At 63.3% G+C, this 17,208-nt stretch carries 10 protein-coding genes, 1 tRNA gene and 2 pseudogenes; 2 read left to right on the top strand and 11 right to left on the bottom strand.

From position 1 onward, the window contains the following. Window positions 1–25 precede the first annotated feature (25 nt). The 3 genes from NKJ47_RS04345 to NKJ47_RS04335 all read right to left on the bottom strand — a co-directional run bounded on the left by NKJ47_RS04345 (window position 26) and on the right by NKJ47_RS04335 (window position 9,391). Window positions 26–2,470 carry a GH92 family glycosyl hydrolase gene (locus NKJ47_RS04345; RefSeq protein WP_254460307.1) on the bottom strand — a complete coding sequence of 815 codons (2,445 nt, stop codon included), beginning with the start codon at window positions 2,468–2,470 and terminating at the stop codon, window positions 26–28. A 137-nt stretch (window positions 2,471–2,607) separates the two neighbouring features. Further along, window positions 2,608–5,769 (bottom strand): TonB-dependent receptor, encoded by a 3,162-nt coding sequence (locus tag NKJ47_RS04340; protein WP_429002518.1) that lies wholly within the window; start codon window positions 5,767–5,769, stop codon window positions 2,608–2,610. Between the two features lie 235 nt (window positions 5,770–6,004). Next, window positions 6,005–9,391 (bottom strand): GH92 family glycosyl hydrolase, encoded by a 3,387-nt coding sequence (locus tag NKJ47_RS04335; RefSeq protein ID WP_254460305.1) that lies wholly within the window; start codon window positions 9,389–9,391, stop codon window positions 6,005–6,007. Between the two features lie 492 nt (window positions 9,392–9,883). Between NKJ47_RS04335 and NKJ47_RS04330 the strand changes: the two genes are divergently transcribed. Both NKJ47_RS04330 and NKJ47_RS04325 read left to right on the top strand, forming a co-directional pair. After that, entirely contained in the window at window positions 9,884–10,291 is a 408-nt protein-coding gene (locus tag NKJ47_RS04330) for a hypothetical protein (protein ID WP_254460304.1), read from the top strand. A gap of 366 nt (window positions 10,292–10,657) precedes the next feature. Then, window positions 10,658–11,074 (top strand): hypothetical protein, encoded by a 417-nt coding sequence (locus tag NKJ47_RS04325; RefSeq protein ID WP_254460303.1) that lies wholly within the window; start codon window positions 10,658–10,660, stop codon window positions 11,072–11,074. Window positions 11,075–12,304: 1,230 nt separating this feature from the next. On the opposite strand, the gene NKJ47_RS04320 is transcribed toward NKJ47_RS04325, so the two are convergent. The 8 genes and pseudogenes from NKJ47_RS04320 to NKJ47_RS04285 form a co-directional block, all read right to left on the bottom strand. Further along, window positions 12,305–13,417, bottom strand: a complete 1,113-nt coding sequence (locus NKJ47_RS04320; protein WP_254460302.1) for a hypothetical protein — start codon at window positions 13,415–13,417, stop codon at window positions 12,305–12,307. 147 nt (window positions 13,418–13,564) lie between these two features. Then, window positions 13,565–13,641 (bottom strand) — tRNA-Ile (locus NKJ47_RS04315). 112 nt (window positions 13,642–13,753) lie between these two features. Beyond that, complete coding sequence (locus NKJ47_RS04310; protein WP_254460301.1) at window positions 13,754–14,101, bottom strand: hypothetical protein; 348 nt, start codon at window positions 14,099–14,101, stop codon at window positions 13,754–13,756. Window positions 14,102–14,150: 49 nt separating this feature from the next. Then, window positions 14,151–14,690, bottom strand: a pseudogene (locus tag NKJ47_RS04305) (DUF6792 domain-containing protein); the annotation flags it as partial. Beyond that, a pseudogene (locus NKJ47_RS04300) lies at window positions 14,674–15,282 on the bottom strand (hypothetical protein). The pseudogenes NKJ47_RS04300 and NKJ47_RS04305, both read right to left, overlap by 17 nt. Window positions 15,283–15,338: 56 nt before the next feature. After that, window positions 15,339–15,800, bottom strand: coding sequence for a hypothetical protein (locus tag NKJ47_RS04295; RefSeq protein ID WP_254460300.1), 462 nt, complete (start codon window positions 15,798–15,800; stop codon window positions 15,339–15,341). A gap of 234 nt (window positions 15,801–16,034) precedes the next feature. Further along, entirely contained in the window at window positions 16,035–16,361 is a 327-nt protein-coding gene (locus tag NKJ47_RS04290) for a DUF4189 domain-containing protein (RefSeq protein WP_254460299.1), read from the bottom strand. 288 nt (window positions 16,362–16,649) lie between these two features. Beyond that, window positions 16,650–17,189 carry a DUF4189 domain-containing protein gene (locus tag NKJ47_RS04285; RefSeq protein WP_254460298.1) on the bottom strand — a complete coding sequence of 180 codons (540 nt, stop codon included), beginning with the start codon at window positions 17,187–17,189 and terminating at the stop codon, window positions 16,650–16,652. Window positions 17,190–17,208 lie beyond the last annotated feature (19 nt).

Below are 17,208 nucleotides of genomic sequence, written 5' to 3'. Positions count from 1 at the left end.
GCCCCTGGTGCGGTACGGTGCGAGGTCAGCGCCAGCGCAGGCTGGCAGTGGTGGTCGGCGCCGCGCACGGCGACACCGGCAGGTCCTGCGGCTGCGTGCCCCAGCCCTGCGGTTGCGGCGCATCGCGCAGGTCGAAACGCAGGCGCCCACCCTGGCGCAGCTGCGCCCAGTCCAGCCACACCGGCGCGTGCGCGCGGCCGTCCAGCGACACGCCACCGACGTAGCGCAGCGTGCCGTCGCCGGCCTGCGGCGCGTCGATGCGCAGCGTGCGGCCGGGCCCCACGTCCAGGTCGACGCGCGAGAAGCGCGGCGCGTGCAGCAGGAACTGGCCGGTGCCCGGCACCGCCGGATACAGGCCGATGACGCTGAACAGATACCACGCCGACATCGTGCCCAGGTCGTCGTTGCCGGTGACGCCGTTCGGCGCATTGGTGAACAGCGTCTGCGCCGCATGCAGCACGGTGCTGGTCTTCCACGGCTGGCCGATCAGCGTGTACATCCACGGCGCATGCAGGTCGGGCTCGTTGTTGGGGTTGTAGCGGAACTGGCTGTAGTAGCTGTACGGCCCCACCACCCATTGCTTGCGTGCGGCGCCGGCCGGATCGGCCAGCAGCGCGTCGTAGGCGAAGAACGCGTCCAGGCGCCGCGCGGTCTGCTCGGGCCCGTGCATCGCCTGCACCAGCCCCGGCACGTCCTGCTGCGCCAGCCACTGGTACTGCCAGGCCGTGCCTTCGTGGAAGCCGTGCTGCGAGCGCGGGTCGTAACGGCCGTCCGGCGGCGTGTACCACGCACCGTCCTCGGTACGCGGCCGCGGGAAGCCGGTGAAACCGGTCTGCACATCGCGCACCGACGGATCCCAGATCGAACGCCAGTTGCGCCCGCGTCGGTTCAGCACCGCCGCGTCCTCGGCATGGCCCAGCGCGCCGGCCATGGCCGACAGCGCGCAGTCGGCCAATGCGTACTCCAGCGTCGCCGAGCCGCCATGGTGCGGATCGACGTCCATGCCCTTGGACGGGAACGCGCGGTCGTACTCCACGAAGCCCTGCGCCAGGTAGTTGGCATTACCGGAACGCCCGGCATGCCGCGAGTTCAACGGCGGCATCTCGAAGGCGTTGCGGCGCAGCGCGGCGTAGGCCTCGGCCTCGCGCCCCTGCAGCGCGCCGAAGCGCCACAGGTCGACCAGGAACGGCGTGACCGGATCGCCGGTCATCACGTTGGTCTCGAAGTTGGCGTAGCCCCAGCGCGGCAGCCAGCCGCCTTGTGCATTGATCGCCAGGATCGAGCGGGCGATGTCGGCGGCGCGCTGCGGCCGCAGCAGCGCCAGCAACTGGTTCTGCGAGCGGTAGGTGTCCCACAGCGAGAAATACTCGTGGTAGGTCCAGCCGTCGGCGCGGTGGATGCCGTCGTCGTAGCCACGGTAGCGGCCGTCGGCGTCGCTGCCGGTGAGTGGCTGCAGCAGCGCGTGGTACAGCGCGGTATAGAACACCATGCGGTCGTCGCCACTGCCGCCGTGCACGCGCACGCTGGCCAACTCCTTGTCCCACGCCTGCTGCGCGCGGGCGCGCATGGCATCGAAGCCGAGCAGGCGGCCGTTGGCCATGCCCTCGCTGTGCAGATTGTTGCGCGCGCCCTCGGCATCCACGTGCGAGATCGCCGAGATGGCGGTGACCGAGCGGTCCTTGCCCAGGTCGAAGGTGAGCCACGCGCCGCTGGGCTTGCCCTCGCCCTCCATGCCATGGCGCGATCCCGGCACGCCGCCGGCCTCGCCCCAGGTGCCGAAGGCCTTGAACGGGCGATCGAACTCCAGGCGGAACCAGGTGGTGTACTGGTGGCCGCCGCAGAAGCTCTGCGTCACCAGCTTGCCTTCCACCACGCGGTCGCCCACGACGGTCAGGGTGCTGCCGGTGACCGTGTGGCGGGCGTTGGCCTGGCCGATGTTGACCAGCACATGGCCATCGCCCGATGTGGAAAAGGTATAGCGCTCGGCCGCGGCGCGGGTCAGCGCGGTGGCCTCGGCGTCGATGCCGCCGTAATCGGTCAGCCGCACCTTGTAGTAGCCGGCCTGGCCGCGCTCGCCGTCGTGCTGGTAGCGCGCACCGTAGCGGGTGTGGTCGAAGGACTTCGGATCGCCCGTATCGAACTCGCCGCCGGGACCGATGCGCCCGGTCACCGGCAGCACCGAGACCTGCCCACCCTGTTCCCAGCAACCGGCGCCGGACAGGAAGGAATGGCCGAAGCCGCGGATCTGCGGATCGTCGTAGCGCCAGCCGGCGTAGTGCGCGCCGATCGGGCTGACCTGGATCATCCCGAACGGTGCGGACGCGCCGGGGAAGGTGTTGCCGTCGTCCTTGCTGCCGATGAAGGTGTTGACCTCGGCGCTGAGCCGCGGCGCGGCGGCCAGCGCCGGTGTGGTCAACAGCAGGGACAAGGCGAGCGTGCGCAGCAGGGAAGGCAGCGGGGAAGACGTCATGATGGGTCCTGTGGTGAACGACCGCGACAGGCGCGACGGCGCGGTCGTGGACGGCGAAAACGGTAGCCCGGCCGTCGCCGGACCGTCGTGCCCATGCCGTCCGCCGCGCGGCAGGCATGGGCACGACACGCTGCAGCTTAGAACTTGTAGGTCAGCCCCAGGTACGCCAGCCGCCCGGCGTAGCCGCCGGTGTAGAAGCGCGCCCGGGTGTCGTCGCCCAGGTGCTGGCGCGACTCCTGCTTGGTCAGGTTCAGCACCGACGCGGTGAGGCTCAGCGCCGGGGTGATGTTGTACGCCGCGTTCAGATCGATCTGGTAGTACGGCTCCTCGTACACGTTCAACCCGTTGACCAGGCCCTGCACCAGCTCGCCGCGACGGTTGTACGAGGCGCGCAGCAGCAGGCGGTCGGTCTCGTAGAACACGGTGAGATTGGTCTGGTTCCTGGCGCTGCCGGGCATGGCGGTCTTGCCGACCTCGGTACCGTCCTCCAGCCGCACCGCCGCCTTGCTGGCATCGTTGTAGGTGTAGTTGAACTGCACGCCGAGGCCGGACGGCAGCGTGTGCTGCGCATACAGCTCCACGCCCTGCGACACCGCATCCTGGCCACCGGCCTTGGTGCTGTAGTTTTGCACCGTGACCGCCTGGCCGTTGATCACCATGTTCACGTCGCTGATCACGTCGACCGAGAAGTTCTCCACGTTCTTGCGGAACAGCCCCACGCCCGCCACCGAGCCCGGCTGGAAATACCACTCCAGCCCCAGGTCGAACTGGTTGGCCTTGTACGGCTCCAGTTTCTTGTTGCTGCCCGAGCCGTACCAGCCCTGCTCGCTGGCGCCGCCGGTCAGGCGCCGGTCGGCCACGTATTCGGGGCTGTAGTACTCCAGGCTGCCAGGTGCGGCGATGGCGTTGTAGCTGGGCCGTGCGATCACCTTCGACGCCGCTGCGCGCAGCAGCAGGTTCTCGGTCAGATCGTAGGCCAGGTTGAAGCTGGGCAGCACATCGGTGTAGTTGCGGTCCAGCGCGCTGACCACGAACGACTCGCTGCGCTGCTGGGTGTCCGACAGGCGCCAGTAGCCTTCGGTACCGCAGTAGGTGTCGGCCGGCGCGCCGGCGGGCATGGCGGCGCCCTGCTGGCAGGCCAGCGGGTTGCCGTCGGCGCCGTCGAAGAAGTAGTCGTTGTAGGCGGTCACCTTGTCGGTGGAATCGGCATGCTGGCCGGTGCGCGCCACCCGCACGCCGACATTGCCGCGCAGGCGCTCGGTGTGGAAGTTGAGCTGCAGGTAGGTCGAGTAGATCTTCTCGTCGACGTTGTAGACGAAGTTGTCCTCGTTGCGGGTCTGCATCGCGCCGTAGGTGTTGTTCAAGTAGCCGATGTAGCCCGGGAAGTTGATCGCCGGGAACGCGCTGGACCTGACTCCGCCGGCCAGGTTGTCCAGCGGGAACAGCAACTCCGGCGAGAACTGCGTGGCCAGGGCATTGCAGCGTCCGTTCCAGTAGCGGTTGTTGTAGTCGCTGGGGTCGGTGCCCGGGCACACCCAATAGTTGTTGCCGGTGCTGCGGTGGATGCCGCCATCGCGGCGCTTGAGGCCGAACTGCAGCGAGTCGAAGAAATCGCCGTCGATATGCCAGGTGGTATCGATCTGCGCGTACTGCTGCTGGTTGGTGTTGCGGGTCCAGGACGAACCGGTCGACCCCAGGTCGACCTGCAGGATGCCGTTGCGCAGGTTCTGCATCAGCTCCGGCGAGAAGGTCATGGTCGGCGTGCCGGTCAGGTCCCAGGCGCTGGCGAAATTGCCGTTGCTCCAGCTGCCGTCGGCGTTCTGGCGGCGCGGCTTGATCGGCAGCGAGAACTGCAGTTCCGGCCCGCCCTTGGCCCAGGTGCGGCCGGCCTTGAACGACACGTCCACCTTCTCGCCACGCCATTCGCCGCCCAGGTCCATCGTCTGCGACAGCGACTTCTCGATGTTGTAGCTGCCGGTGATCTGCGGCGTCGGCACCGTGCAGTCGTCCGAGCCCCAGCCGCCCGGCGGCAGGCCGGCCGCGGCGGCCTGGGCCTCGCTGCAGTAGTAGGTCTTGCCCGGATGCAGGCTGTAGGCGGCACCGGTGACGATGGTGCCGCTGGGATCGAACTGCAGCCCGTCGAGCAGTCGGCCGCCGCGCCAGTTGCCGTCGCCGTAGTAGCGCGCGATGTTCCACTCGGGAATCTTGACGGTATTGGTCTGCGAGTTCTGCGACAGGTCGAAGCGGAAATAGTTCGCGGTCAGGGTCAGGTCGTCGGTCGGCTTGAACTGCAAGGTCAGCTGGCCGCCCTTGCGCTCGCGCTGCTCCTGCTTGACGTCCAGGCTGACCGCCGTCGGCATCATGAAGCGGGTGTAGTACCTGCCGTTCTGGTCCCAGAAGCCGGTGCCGCCCCACCAGTTGGCGTTGAAGTCCGAGGGATTGCCGTTCACGTCGACCGCCGGGCCGCCTTCGTCGCGGCCGTACCACTGCCAGCTCTCGGTGCTGGCGTTGAGCGTGCGTGCGGTGCGCTTTTGCTGCGTGTAGCCGACGAACACGCCGAAGCGGTTGTCCTGGTCGTGCCATGAGTACGAGCCGGAGAACTGGCCGTCGGTCTTCTTGCTGGTATCCGACCACACGCCTTCGGCGGAGACGAAGCCGGAATTGGACTCCAGCTCCAGCGGGCGCCGCGTCTGCAGGATCACCGTGCCGCCGATGCCGCCTTCGTCGATGCGCGCTTCCGGCGTCTTGTACAGCTCCGCGCTGCCCAGCAGGTTCGACGGCAGCAGCGTGTAGTTGAACGAGCGCGTCGGGTCGCCGTTGGACTCGGCGGTGGCGATGTAGTTGCCGTTCAATTCGGTCAGCACCAGCTCCGAGGACAGACCGCGCACGCTGACGTTCTTGCCTTCGCCGCCATCGCGGCTGATGACTACGCCCGGCACGCGCTGCAGCGCATCGGCCACGTTCTTGTCGGGGAACTTGCCGACGTCCTCGGCGGTGATCACATCGACCACGGCGTTGGCGTTGCGCTTCTGCTCCAGGCTCTTCTCGATCGCGTAGCGATAGCCGGTCACCGTCACCGCGTCCAGGTCGGTAGCCTGCAATTCGGGCTGGCCCGCGGGGGCCGGCGTCCCGTCGGCCTGCTGCGCGAAGGCGGTGGTGGAGGCGGCGCTCGCGAACAAGGCGATGGCGATGCCGGCGGACAGCGTGCTGCGGTTGCGTGCGAATGGCATGCAGTTCATTTCAATCATCCTCTCCCAAAGATTGATCGGCTGCGCGAGCGCGGCCGCCACCCGATCCAGTGACCGGGCAACAGGCACGCGTCGCTGTAGAAAACACCCGGCGCCATTGCGGCGAGCCGGCCCTACGGTTCCTCCCCCATGTCCCTGCACAAACTGAATTGGATCGTTCTAATGCAGCGGGAAGCTTAAGTACCACAGCCTCCTTCGCAACGCATGTTGCCGCGCAACAGGTCTAGGGCATGGCGTGTCGTCTACAGCGCGCGCAGCAGCGCGCACACGCTGCGGTGCTGCTGACTCACGGCATGGCCTGCCGCGTCACCGGCTGCAAGAGTTCGATTTCGGCCAGCGAAATGCCGTCGCCCGCCTCGATGCGTAGCCGGTACGCGGAGTAGGCGCCCGGGCGCGCAATGCGGAACGGCCGCAGTTGCCGCGCCCAGGCGAAGCGCTGCGCACGCCGCTGGTCCAGCGTGGTCCACGCGCCATCGGCGTTGCGCCCTTCCAGCGTCCACGCCAGGCCGGACAAGGCGCTGTCGGCGCTGGTCAGCGTGTAGTGCGTGGCATGCATCGGCTTGTCGAAGCGCAGGTCGACACTGGCGTCGGCCGGTAGGGGCAACGCCGTCGTCGCGTCGTCGTCGATCAAGGCCGCAGCCCTGGACTGTCCTTGCAGCGACACCGCGACGGCCTGCGAGGCCACATCCTCCAGTCCGCGCGGCGCGCTGCCCGGCGGCGTCAGCGACGGCGGCAATGCGTCGGCGCCACTGCCCCAGCGCGAGGGCGTCGCGCCCATCACGAACTCCAGCGTGGCGCCGTCGGCGATGTCCGCATGGCGCAGCCAGGCCTTGTTCCACGGCTTGCCGTTGAGCGTGAGCGACTGCACGTACACGTTGCGTGCACTGTTGTTGCGGGCGATCACCACCAACTTGTGGCCGTTGCCGAGGTCGACCTCGGCGCGCGGGAACGCCGGCGAACCGATCACGTACTCCGGCGCGCCCATGCGCAGCGGATACAGCCCGAGCATGGCGAACAGGTACCACGCCGACATCTCGCCGTTGTCCTCGTCGCCCGGGTAGCCCTGGCCGATCTCGCTGCCCAGGTAAAGCCGGCGCAGCACCTCGCGGGTGAGACGCTGGGTCTTCCACGGCTGCCCAGCCGCCACGTACATCCACGGCAGATGGTGCGAGGGCTGATTGCTGTGCGCGTACATGCCCATGCGCACGTCGCGCGCCTCGGTCATCTCGTGGATGACGCCGCGGTAGCTGCCGGCAAAGCGTTTGTCCGCGGTCTCGGGCGTGGCGAAGAGTTCGTCCAAGCGGGCGGCCATCGCGTCCTCGCCGCCCAGCAACCCGGCCAGGCCGGCCGCGTCGTGCAGCGTGGTGAAGGCGAAGGTCCAGGCATTGGCCTCGGTGTAGTCGCCGCCCCATACGCGCGGATCGAAGCGCGCCGCCGGCGCATCCCACTCGCCGGCCGGCGTGCGCCCGCGGAAGAAGCGGGTAGCGGGGTCGAACAGCGACACGTATTCGGTGGCGCGCGCCTGGAAGTACTCGGCTTCCTCGCGGTAGCGCTGCGCCTGCTGCGGATCCTGTTCCTGTTCCGCCAGCGCCTGCCCCATCTGCGCAAGGCCGAAATCGTTGAGCGCGCCCTCCAGCGTCCACGACAGCCCTTCGTGCACGTCGTTGGCAGCGTAGCCGCGGTACATCGAGCGCGCTAGGCCCTTGCGGCCGACGTTCGACACCGGCGGAACCACCGTGGCATTGCGCAGCCCCGCCGCATAGGCCTCCTTCGCATCGAAGCCGCGCACGCCCTTCAGCCAGGCATCGGCGAAGGCGACGTCGGAACTGGTGCCGACCATCAGGTCCGCATAGCCCGGCGAGGACCAGCGCGCCACCCAGCCGCCGTCGCGGTACTGCTGCAAGAAGCCCTCGATCATCGCCCCGGCCTGCTCGGGCGCGAACAGCGCATAGGCCGGCCAACTGGTGCGGAAGGTGTCCCAGAAGCCGTTGTTGACGTAGACCTTGCCCGGCAGGATCGGCGCCGAGGTGCGCTCGGCGTCGCCGCCGGCGTTGTCCTTGGACCAACGGTTCTGGTCGGCATGCCGCCAGTCCGGATGCGCCGCGTCGCCGACGTTCTCGTGGGCGATGTTCGGATACAGGAACAGCCGGTACAGATTGGAGTACATCGTGACCCGCTGGTCGTGGCTGGCGCCCTGCACCTGCACCCGCCCCAGCACCGCGTCCCACGCATCCTGCGCACGCGCCTGCACCACCTCGAACCCGGCGTCGCCGATCTCCTGCTGCAGATTGCGCTGCGCCTGCTCCACCGAGATCAGCGAAGTGGCGATCCGCATCACCACCGTGCGGTCCGCACCCGGCGCGAACTTCACGTAGCCGGTGGCGCGACCCGTGGCGATCTTGCCGCTGGCGATCCACGGACGGTCGAAGCGCGCATATACGAACAGGCGCGTGGCGCCGTTGGACAGGCCGCTGCGCGTATCCGAATAGCCGCGCAGCGTCTGCGTCGCAGCATCCAGGGTCAGCCCGCCACGCGCGTCGATGTTGTCGAACAGCAGATTGGCATCGCTGCCCTCGGGAAAGCGGAAGCGGAAGATCGCCGCCCGCTCGCTCGGCGTCAGCTCCGCACGGATGCCGTTGTCGAAATCCACCCGGTACAGATGCGGGCGCGCCTCCTCGTGGTCGTGACTGAACGACAACGCACGCTTCGCGCGGTCCGCCTCCGGCACCCCGCGCGTGGCCGAGGGCATCACCTGGAAGGTCTGGCGATCGCCCATCCACGGGCTGGGTTCATGGCTGATCGACAGCGCCTGCAGCCGCGGCCGGTTGTCGTCGCCGTTCTGCTCGTTCCAGCGGTACAGCCAGCTCAGCGTTCCCGCATCGGTCGCCGGCACCCAGAAATTGAAGCCATGCGGCATCGCCGTGGCCGGAATGTTGTTGCCGCGCGAAAACGTGCCGTTGGACTGCGTCCCGCGCGTGGTCACCACCTCGTCGCTGGGCCGCCGCGCCGCCTGCGGCGCGGGCACGCGCCGCACCGCGACATCATCGATCCAACCCGACGCCACCTTGCCGGCCCCCGGCCGTACCTGCAGCTCGATCGCGCGGATGCGCCTGCCGCGCAGCGCCGTCACGGTGCCCAGCCGCACCTGCTTGAACGCCCACTGCTGCGGATACAGCGTCTTCGACGCCGCCTGCCCCGCCGCACTGACCGGCGCACCGTGCTGATCCTCCATGCCCAACTCGGACAAGCGGCGCCCGTCGTCGAACAGCAGATCCACCGTCACGCCGGTCGAGGCCACCGTATCGCCGTCGACGATCTCCGGCAGCACCATCCACGACAGCACCGTGTCCGTTTCTACTGGGAGATCGACCGCAAACAGCTGCGCGCGCCCGGCCACATTGGCGCGATAGTGCAGCGCATGCAGGCCGGTATAACCCATGCCGGCCTTGGCCGCGTAGGGCTGTTCGGGGCCGTTGCCGATGACGACGCTCACGCCGGTTTTGTCAGACTGCGCCGCCGGTGCAGGTTCGCCGCGCTCGAACGAGGACGCAAAGTCGGTTTCGGCCGCGCATGCCGCGCCGGTGCCCGCGCACAGGAGCGCCGAGGCGACGACCGACGCCAACCATCGGCGTGAGGATTCAGGCAAGTGCGCGAAGCGCGGGCAAATTGACATGACAGGCTCCCCAAACTCTCTCGGTCAGTTGTGCCGCGACGCGTGGCGTCACGCACCCCGGTGGCAACGGCGTGCAGTGAAGGCACGCAACGCGGACCGGATCGACCCGATGGATCGCCGCTCAAGTCGGCATCCAGCACAGCTTCACGACCGCAGCTGCATGCGGACTAGAGAGCAGGCGTCAGCAAACTCGTCGCACGCGATCCCTACCCGCCATCTCCCCCAAGGATGCGCTGCATCAACGGCTTTGGATCGATCCAACCGAGCTAGAAGTAACACGCCTTTCGAAGAGTTGCATGCTGCTGCGCAACAGTTCGCCTGCGGATCGACACGCGATCCAGCGTCTCTGGTTTAGGTCGAATACGAAGAGGCATGACGCTGAAGCGCCACGCGACGGGGAGCGATCGAAGGCGATAGAGCGCCCTGCCTGACTGACGATCAACGGCTACACTGGCAAGCGCTGGATCGCTCCACACACACAGGGGGTTTCAAATGAAAATGGCCACACTCGCAATTTTGGCTGGACTGCTGGCAACGTCGAGCGCACTCGCCGGGACACGCTGCACAACCGACGCGTTCGGCGTGAAGACATGCACCGGCGACGACGGAAACATGACGCGCACTACGACAGACGCCTATGGCACGACCACGACCCGTGACAACCAGGGCAACGAGACGCGCTGCACTACCGATGCTTACGGCACCAAGGCGTGCCAGGGCAGCGACGGAAGCTTGACGCGCACCACGACAGATGCCTACGGCACGACCACGACCCTCGACACCCAGGGCAACCAGACGCGCTGCACCACGGACGCGTTCGGCGTCAAGACGTGCAGCGACGGCAAGGGCAACTCGACGCGCTGCACTACCGATGCCTATCGCGTTGAGACTTGCCGGTAAGCAGCCTAACGCTGCATTCAAGCCGACGCCGCGTTGCGGCGCGGCTTGATCCAGCAACGTCCTTCCGCGCAACGGCAGTCGCGCTGAGCATCTTCTTTTCTCGAGGCTCCGCCGCGGCATACATTGATTATCAGAAGCTTGCGAAAGCTGGGATCAGAAACCATGGGGCACCGTACATCTCCCGCTCCATATGTCTTGGACGTTGCCCCTACGGAAATTGATGCGGCAGATGCACTCTGGCCCAATTTTCCTGGCCGTCATGCGGCAAGAAGCGAATGAAAGGTGATGGCGCCTGCGACCTGCTTGACTATCTATCAGCGGCTACAATCGCTAGCGTCAGATCGCTCCACACACAGGGGGTTTCAAATGAAAATGGCCACACTCGCACTTTTGACTGGACTGCTGGCAACGTCGAGCGCATTTGCCGACACAACGCGCTGCTCGACGGACTCGTACGGCAACAAAACATGCCGCAGCGACGATGGAAGCGTGACGCGCACAAGCTCAGACTCCTATGGCAATACCACAACCCGTGACGACCAGGGCAACACGATTCGCTGCTCTTCGGACTCGTACGGCAACAAAACCTGCCGTGGCGACGACGGAAGCGTGACGCGCAGCAGCACGGACTCCTACGGCAACACCACGACCCGTGACGACCGGGGGAATACGATTCGCTGCTCCACGGACTCGTACGGCAACAAAACCTGCCGCGGCGACGACGGAAGCGTGACGCGCAGCAGCACGGACTCCTACGGCAATACCACGACCCGTAGCGATTAGGGCATCGCGGTTCGCGGCGCGACGGACTCCTTCACCAACATGCCGTATCGCGACGGCAAGGGCGACGCAACGCGCTGCAGCACCAGCAGCTTGGGCGTTACCACTTGCCGGTAAGCGACCTGCACTGCATTCAAGCCGACGCCGCTTTGCGGCGCGGCTTGATCTAGCGATTGCCTTTCGAGTAACGGGTCAGCTGCGCCAAGCGGCTTTCTTCAACAACCCTTCGCGGCGGCTTGCGGTGGCGACTGTCAGAAGGTTGCGGAAGCTGGAGCCAGGCAAACTTGGGGCAGATCACATCTCCCACTACATGGGTTTTAGACGTTACCCGCTGGGAGTTGATGCAAGTAATTGCGCCCTGCCCCCTGTTTTACCCAGCGCAGTGCATACAGCCCGGCCTAGCCCATGTCGGCCTTGGCCCAATAGAGATGTTCGGGGCCATTGCCAATGGCTATCTGAACAACTGTTTTATCAGTCTATGCCGGTAGCGCAGGTGCGGGTTCGCCGCGCTGGAAGGAGGCGAATGGCGCGAGTGCGACCGTGCAACTCGTGCCGGATCGACTCGGCAAATCGCGGCGAGAGCCCACATCAGACGCAGCACACGACGGCGAGCGCATGCGAACCCCAAAGCCCAAACGCCGGTGCACGGACTTCATGCGACTAGTCACGAACAGCAGACCTTGCCAGCTCCGGCAGTGACGCCTACATCCCGGACATCAACATCCAGCCCGGCAGCGCCGGACTCCCAATGAGCCGCCCGGCGGCAGAAGCGATCCCGCTCTGCGCCGTGCTTTGAGTGACGACATTACAGCTTCACGAGGCGTGGCTTAACGAGCGAGCCTTTTTCAACAGCATCACGCTCTGGATGGCGTGCTTGCATTCGATGGACAGCGCTCCGAGTCAAGCTGCATCACACACTGGTGAGGGTGGAGATTTAGAGCTTGGATGCATCGGCGCTGTGCAGCCATGCCGCCATATGCGCATTGGCGTTGCCGAGCGGCACCTTGCGCAACTTGGACACCCCGTTCGAGCACGCACATCGCGACAGATCGGCCGGGCGTGCGCTCACCATGCGGGACGTAGATCGACTGGTGGGCCCACCAGGATTCGAACCTGGAACCAAAGGATTATGAGTGATCCGTCAACTGGAGAATTCCCCTTATGGATCAATCAATTACCAAGAGCTTCCTTCGCCCAGGCTACATCTAGGCTACAGTCTCAGCCCACCGCCACCTACTCGTCAATGCGGACAACACCGATCGCTTCAAAGTAGCTGGCCGGCCCCAGGATGGAGCCGTCGCGCAATAGGCTGAGTGACCCCAACCGATCTGGCACAAACATCGGTTCGAGACGTGTGGGCTGATCTACCCCAGCACGTGCCGCCTGGAGCAGGCTGTGGAACATGCCAGCCTCTAGGCCGAAAAATTGGACGGGAGGAAGCAAAATAAAAGGATTCCCGATCCAGTCGTCATGGTACATCGGCCAGTAACCGCGATGACCTGGGCTGGGGATGATCCCGCCGACGAACTTACGCCCTGCCAATGGGCCTGTCCGACACACCCATAGGCCGCGCTGTTCGTTGCTTGCCTGCTCTTGCAGAGGAAACGCAAATTGAAGGCTGTCCGCGACAACCGGCAACTGCAGTCTTTGGAAGATGGAAACGTAGTGACCAAGTACCATCGATCTCCCGGCGGACTCGGGGTAGCCAGCGTCGCGCATACCCTCGGTCCACGGATCTTCTACCCACAGTTTTGACTTCACTCTGGGCGTCTCTGCTGTGCCCCAGCGAGCTGCACTAATGAAGCCCTTAACTGCCACTTCCCTCCCTGCCGAATCACACAGTCGCGCTCGCGTAAGCTGCTTCCGGAAGCTGTCGAATTCCTTGGTCTTAAACGTCACCGAGCTGTAGCGGCCCTTCGCCTCAAGCAAATGGATACTGCTGGTTTCGTCGGGCCCGCAAACATAATCAGGCAGATCGCCTGGCTCTCGCCGGCTCCAGGTATGTCCAGATCCTGGCCAGCTCATTTCCATTGCAACGTCAAACGGACAGAAATAGGTGTGTCCGAAGTGTGTGTATAGGAACCATCGCGCAAACGTCTTTCCCAACTCATTGGACACATTGCGCTTGGATTCGGTATCGGCCCCAATACCTCCCCCCTTCATGCGCCAATCGGCCCCATCCGTCAGCCGTCCCCAATACTCAAAAACGTCGTCGACGGCGGGTGCTTCCCCATATTTCGTCAAGTAGAAATGGTGGAACAGCTCCTTCTTGGGGACAGTGATTGACGTCACCGGCTTGCCGGCAGCGTCCAGCAGCTTCGCCGGCAGCGAGGGAAAGGCGTTCAAGGCCAGTTCTATAGTCCGCGAAGGATTCACCGCGTCGTCTCTGAGATATGAGGGCTCAAGCGTTTCTGCTAGGAAATCGTTGACGCGGAGCCCTGCGCCAGCAGCAAGCCTGGCCATGCCTTGATTGGATAGCAGCAGCGTGTGGGGTGGTGGGCCCTCCCGGGCTCGAACCGGGGACCAAGCGATTATGAGTCGCGCGCTCTAACCAACTGAGCTAAGGGCCCACATCCGTCTATTCTCGCACACCGCTAACGCCTCAACAAACCGCCAAGGCCTTCATTCGGATCGAAAAACAGCCTTTGCCACTGCGGTACGCTGACGGCCCGCGTTGGGCAATCAGAGAATGGAGCGGTAGGCAGCAAGCGTCTTGATGGTTTGGACCAGACCTTCGCGCAACATGATGTCCAGGTAAGAGTCCACATCGATCGGGGGCGTCTTCAATTGAGCCCGCTGACGCTGCGCCGCAGACACGATAGCAGCGGCATCCAGATCCAGCAGGTTGTCCACGAGCTCATCGGGATGCTGCGACTCGATGCCGTAGGGAGCCGGCAACTCGGCGGAAAAATCCCGCTCGTTGAAGGTCACGATCACGTTGGCGCCGCAGCGAATCGCCGCGGCCAAGACGTGGCGGTTGTCCGGATCGGACAGCGCCAGCCCTGGGATGAGCGAATCGAATCCCTCCACCGACCGTCCGAAATGGCGCGGTCCATCAACTTGGACGTGCGGTCGACCTGCGGCTAGCAGCGCTGACGGGATCTCCCGCCATCACGTGATTGATGACCGAGTTGCCGCCTTCGGGAATACGACGATTTAAGCTGACGGCCCCATAGCCGTTGAAGATTTCGCACTTCAGCCCAAAGCGACGCGCGGTGATTTCCGCGAGACCGCCACCGAGTGAATGGCCAACAACGGTGACGTCATGAACCTCGGTGTACTGGCCAATCTGTTCTGCGGTTTCCAAGGCGTGTCGAGTGAACTCAATGGCATCCGCCGCTTGGGCGTTGTGACGGGCGGCGACCATGCCCCCATCGGCAACCAGGCCATCGCGCCACGGCTCGCGGTCGAACTCGCTGCCGCGGTGTGCGACGATGAGTTCGTTGGCATCCAGCCGTTGATAAAGCATGCCTTGATAGCCGGAAATGCTATCCATATAGCTGAGCCGCTTGTAGGAGACACCTCCTATATCGAGAGGCTTACTTCTTTCCTCCGTCTCGGGCGTTTTTTTATATGCATCATTTGCCAGCGCTGCATATTGGCTAGTCGTCATCCTCATGGAAGCATCTCTCCGATGTCAGCGTCACTTTGAAGATATTAGGTCGTGCATTCTCATTGAAGTCATCAATGGCTGGCACGCTGCTATCCGGGAAGTCATCCATGCCCGCTCTCGGATAGAGTCCTTTCCAGAAGTAAGTGACCTTGGGCGCTGAACTATAAATCTCCTTCTTGAACAGCGCAGGCTCTTATCGCGTTTTTTCATGCTTGCCGGTCGCCTTCAATGCAATACCGACGCCTGTTAGCTCAAAGCGACACACGCCCATGCCGTAATAGTCCGCGTCGACCATGCCGTCGGCATACACCGTCCCCACATAATGTCGCCCGTCGATCTTCTGAAGGTTGACGGGTATTCCCGCTTCTTTCGGCTTGGTTCTCACGCCTTCGAATGGCTCGTTAAGCGGCGCACACTGTTCGTAATTGGCAATGTCATAAAATTCAGTACCTGAGACATACCCAAACGTTCCCGGCGCACCTTCGATGGTCATCGCAATTCGATACGCCTGGGTCAGCTTGGCACCACGCTGATAGACTGGATTTCCATCTGCTGCGGTTTGCGCAACACCGTCGGCTTTTTAAGAGGCGGCATTCATCTGATTGCATCCGGCCAAGAGGGACAGAAGAAACATGGCAGCAACAGTCTGAGCGTTCATAAGGGCGTTAAGGCCACCAAGGTGCTGCGTATCGCCCATTCGGCCTGCGCTAGGGCCTCGGTCAGCCCGCGGCAACTGCGCCTGATAGAAACACCGAGTAGCAAAAGGGCAGCGATCAAAATCACGAACATCATTCCAGCTTCCGGCACGCGCATTACCACCGGCAGAGCGATTGGCAGCGCACTTACCGCCACGCTCATCATTAGCACCTGCACTGCTGCGCCAACGACGCCGAAGATGGACCGGCGCAACGGGCGCCACTGTGCAATGCGCCCGCCGTGTGCCTGAAGGCGCTGCTTGGTAGCTGATGCGCCTATTGCCAGCCTAAATAACATCGCCGCGATGCCAAGGTGAACGAGCGCTCCCATGGCTGCCACGCTTTGCGCCAGCAACAGGATGATGTTCTCTGACGTGCGATAGGCGAGCGCAGTCAGGCTGGCAGTCAGCGAGAGTGTCAAGAGACAAAGGGTCAGCAACGCCCTTACACACTGCACCGACTGCTGCCACCTATCAGCGGATAGTGTTTGCAGCATGAGGCCAGGTCCGACTATGGCGCATCCTCAGTGACTGACTTAGTGAAAATCGCACATGTTATTTTGTGGAACTTCCGGAAGGCATTTCTCGTAAAATTTACTGTTTATTAAGTCGTGCCCCGCCTACACCATTTGCAGCGTCATTGCCGATTGAGGGTTCTAGAAATTTTTAAAGATTGGATCTGAGCAGGCTTTATAAACAACGCCACATTGAGAGCTGCCATTTTCTCTACCACATCCTTCAAGTGCAGCACTCTCTGCGAGCTCTATTGATGACCGCCCAACAGCCACCACACAGCCAACGATGTCACCTCCGGGTGTCCTAGGTTCAGCAAGAGCCGCACATTGATTGAAGTAGGTCAGAATCACTTTACAGCCTATTGCACCACGTTTTGCGCAACGGTCTATTGCGTCTGATTGCGCGTCTGATTTAGAAGTTTTCCCAACAGGAACGCCATAGTGAGGAACGCCATCAATCGCTCCCATTGCAATAGCTCCCCAAGTTTTAATCCATTCGCCCGAAGGGCGTGGCTGAGGTGATTGCTGCTGCTGATAATAACCTTGTGGGATGGGCGTACATGACGCTATATATATTTCCACTTGAGTGTGCTGGGAGTTACCCAGGCGGGCACCCGTTTTCCGCTCGCGCATTACCCACAGCGAAAAGGATCGCAAGGGAGACAGTCAGGGTGAATTTCATATCCATATATCACCACGATGCATCCTACGCACTAGACAATTCCGACCCGATACTATTTATCTTCACGACTTGACCTAGAATCTCTCAAATATTTGCTTAGTGCAGGACTCGTAAATGACTTTGCATTCATTTTCCAGATTGTCTTTTTGGCATGCTAATTTTGCGGCAGCGGCAGCCTCTTCTGGTTTGGCATCTCCAACAATATGAACATATCCGAGCAGATTTGGCTTCCCATTAATCTGAGGTTCTCCCACCGCAACACATTGATTGAAATAAGACAAACCAATCTTGCAATCTTTCTCTCCGTGCTTTGAACAACGCGCCATGGCGTCCTTTTCGGCGTCCTCTTTTGTTAGTTTTCCTGTCGATACGCCATAATTACGCTCAAGCCCTAACGAGCCCATGGCAACCGATCCCCATGTCGGAATCCATTTTCCTGAAGGGCGCGGCGCAGGAGCTGGTTGGTCTTGGTAATAGCCAGGTGGTATAGGACCGCAGGATGCCATGTTGCCATTTGATTGGGCCGGAATCTGCCCAGGCGGACAACCTTGCTCTGCCCAGGCATACCCAGAGGTGACACAAAAAAGAACACATAGAAGTCTCACTGAGTTCATGGCAATCGGAACTCCTCTT

This window comes from Xanthomonas sacchari, assembly GCF_024266585.1.
Lineage (GTDB): Bacteria > Pseudomonadota > Gammaproteobacteria > Xanthomonadales > Xanthomonadaceae > Xanthomonas_A > Xanthomonas_A sacchari_C.
The sequence above is the reverse complement of the archived record's forward strand: the minus strand, read 5'-3'. Positions and strand labels throughout refer to the sequence as shown.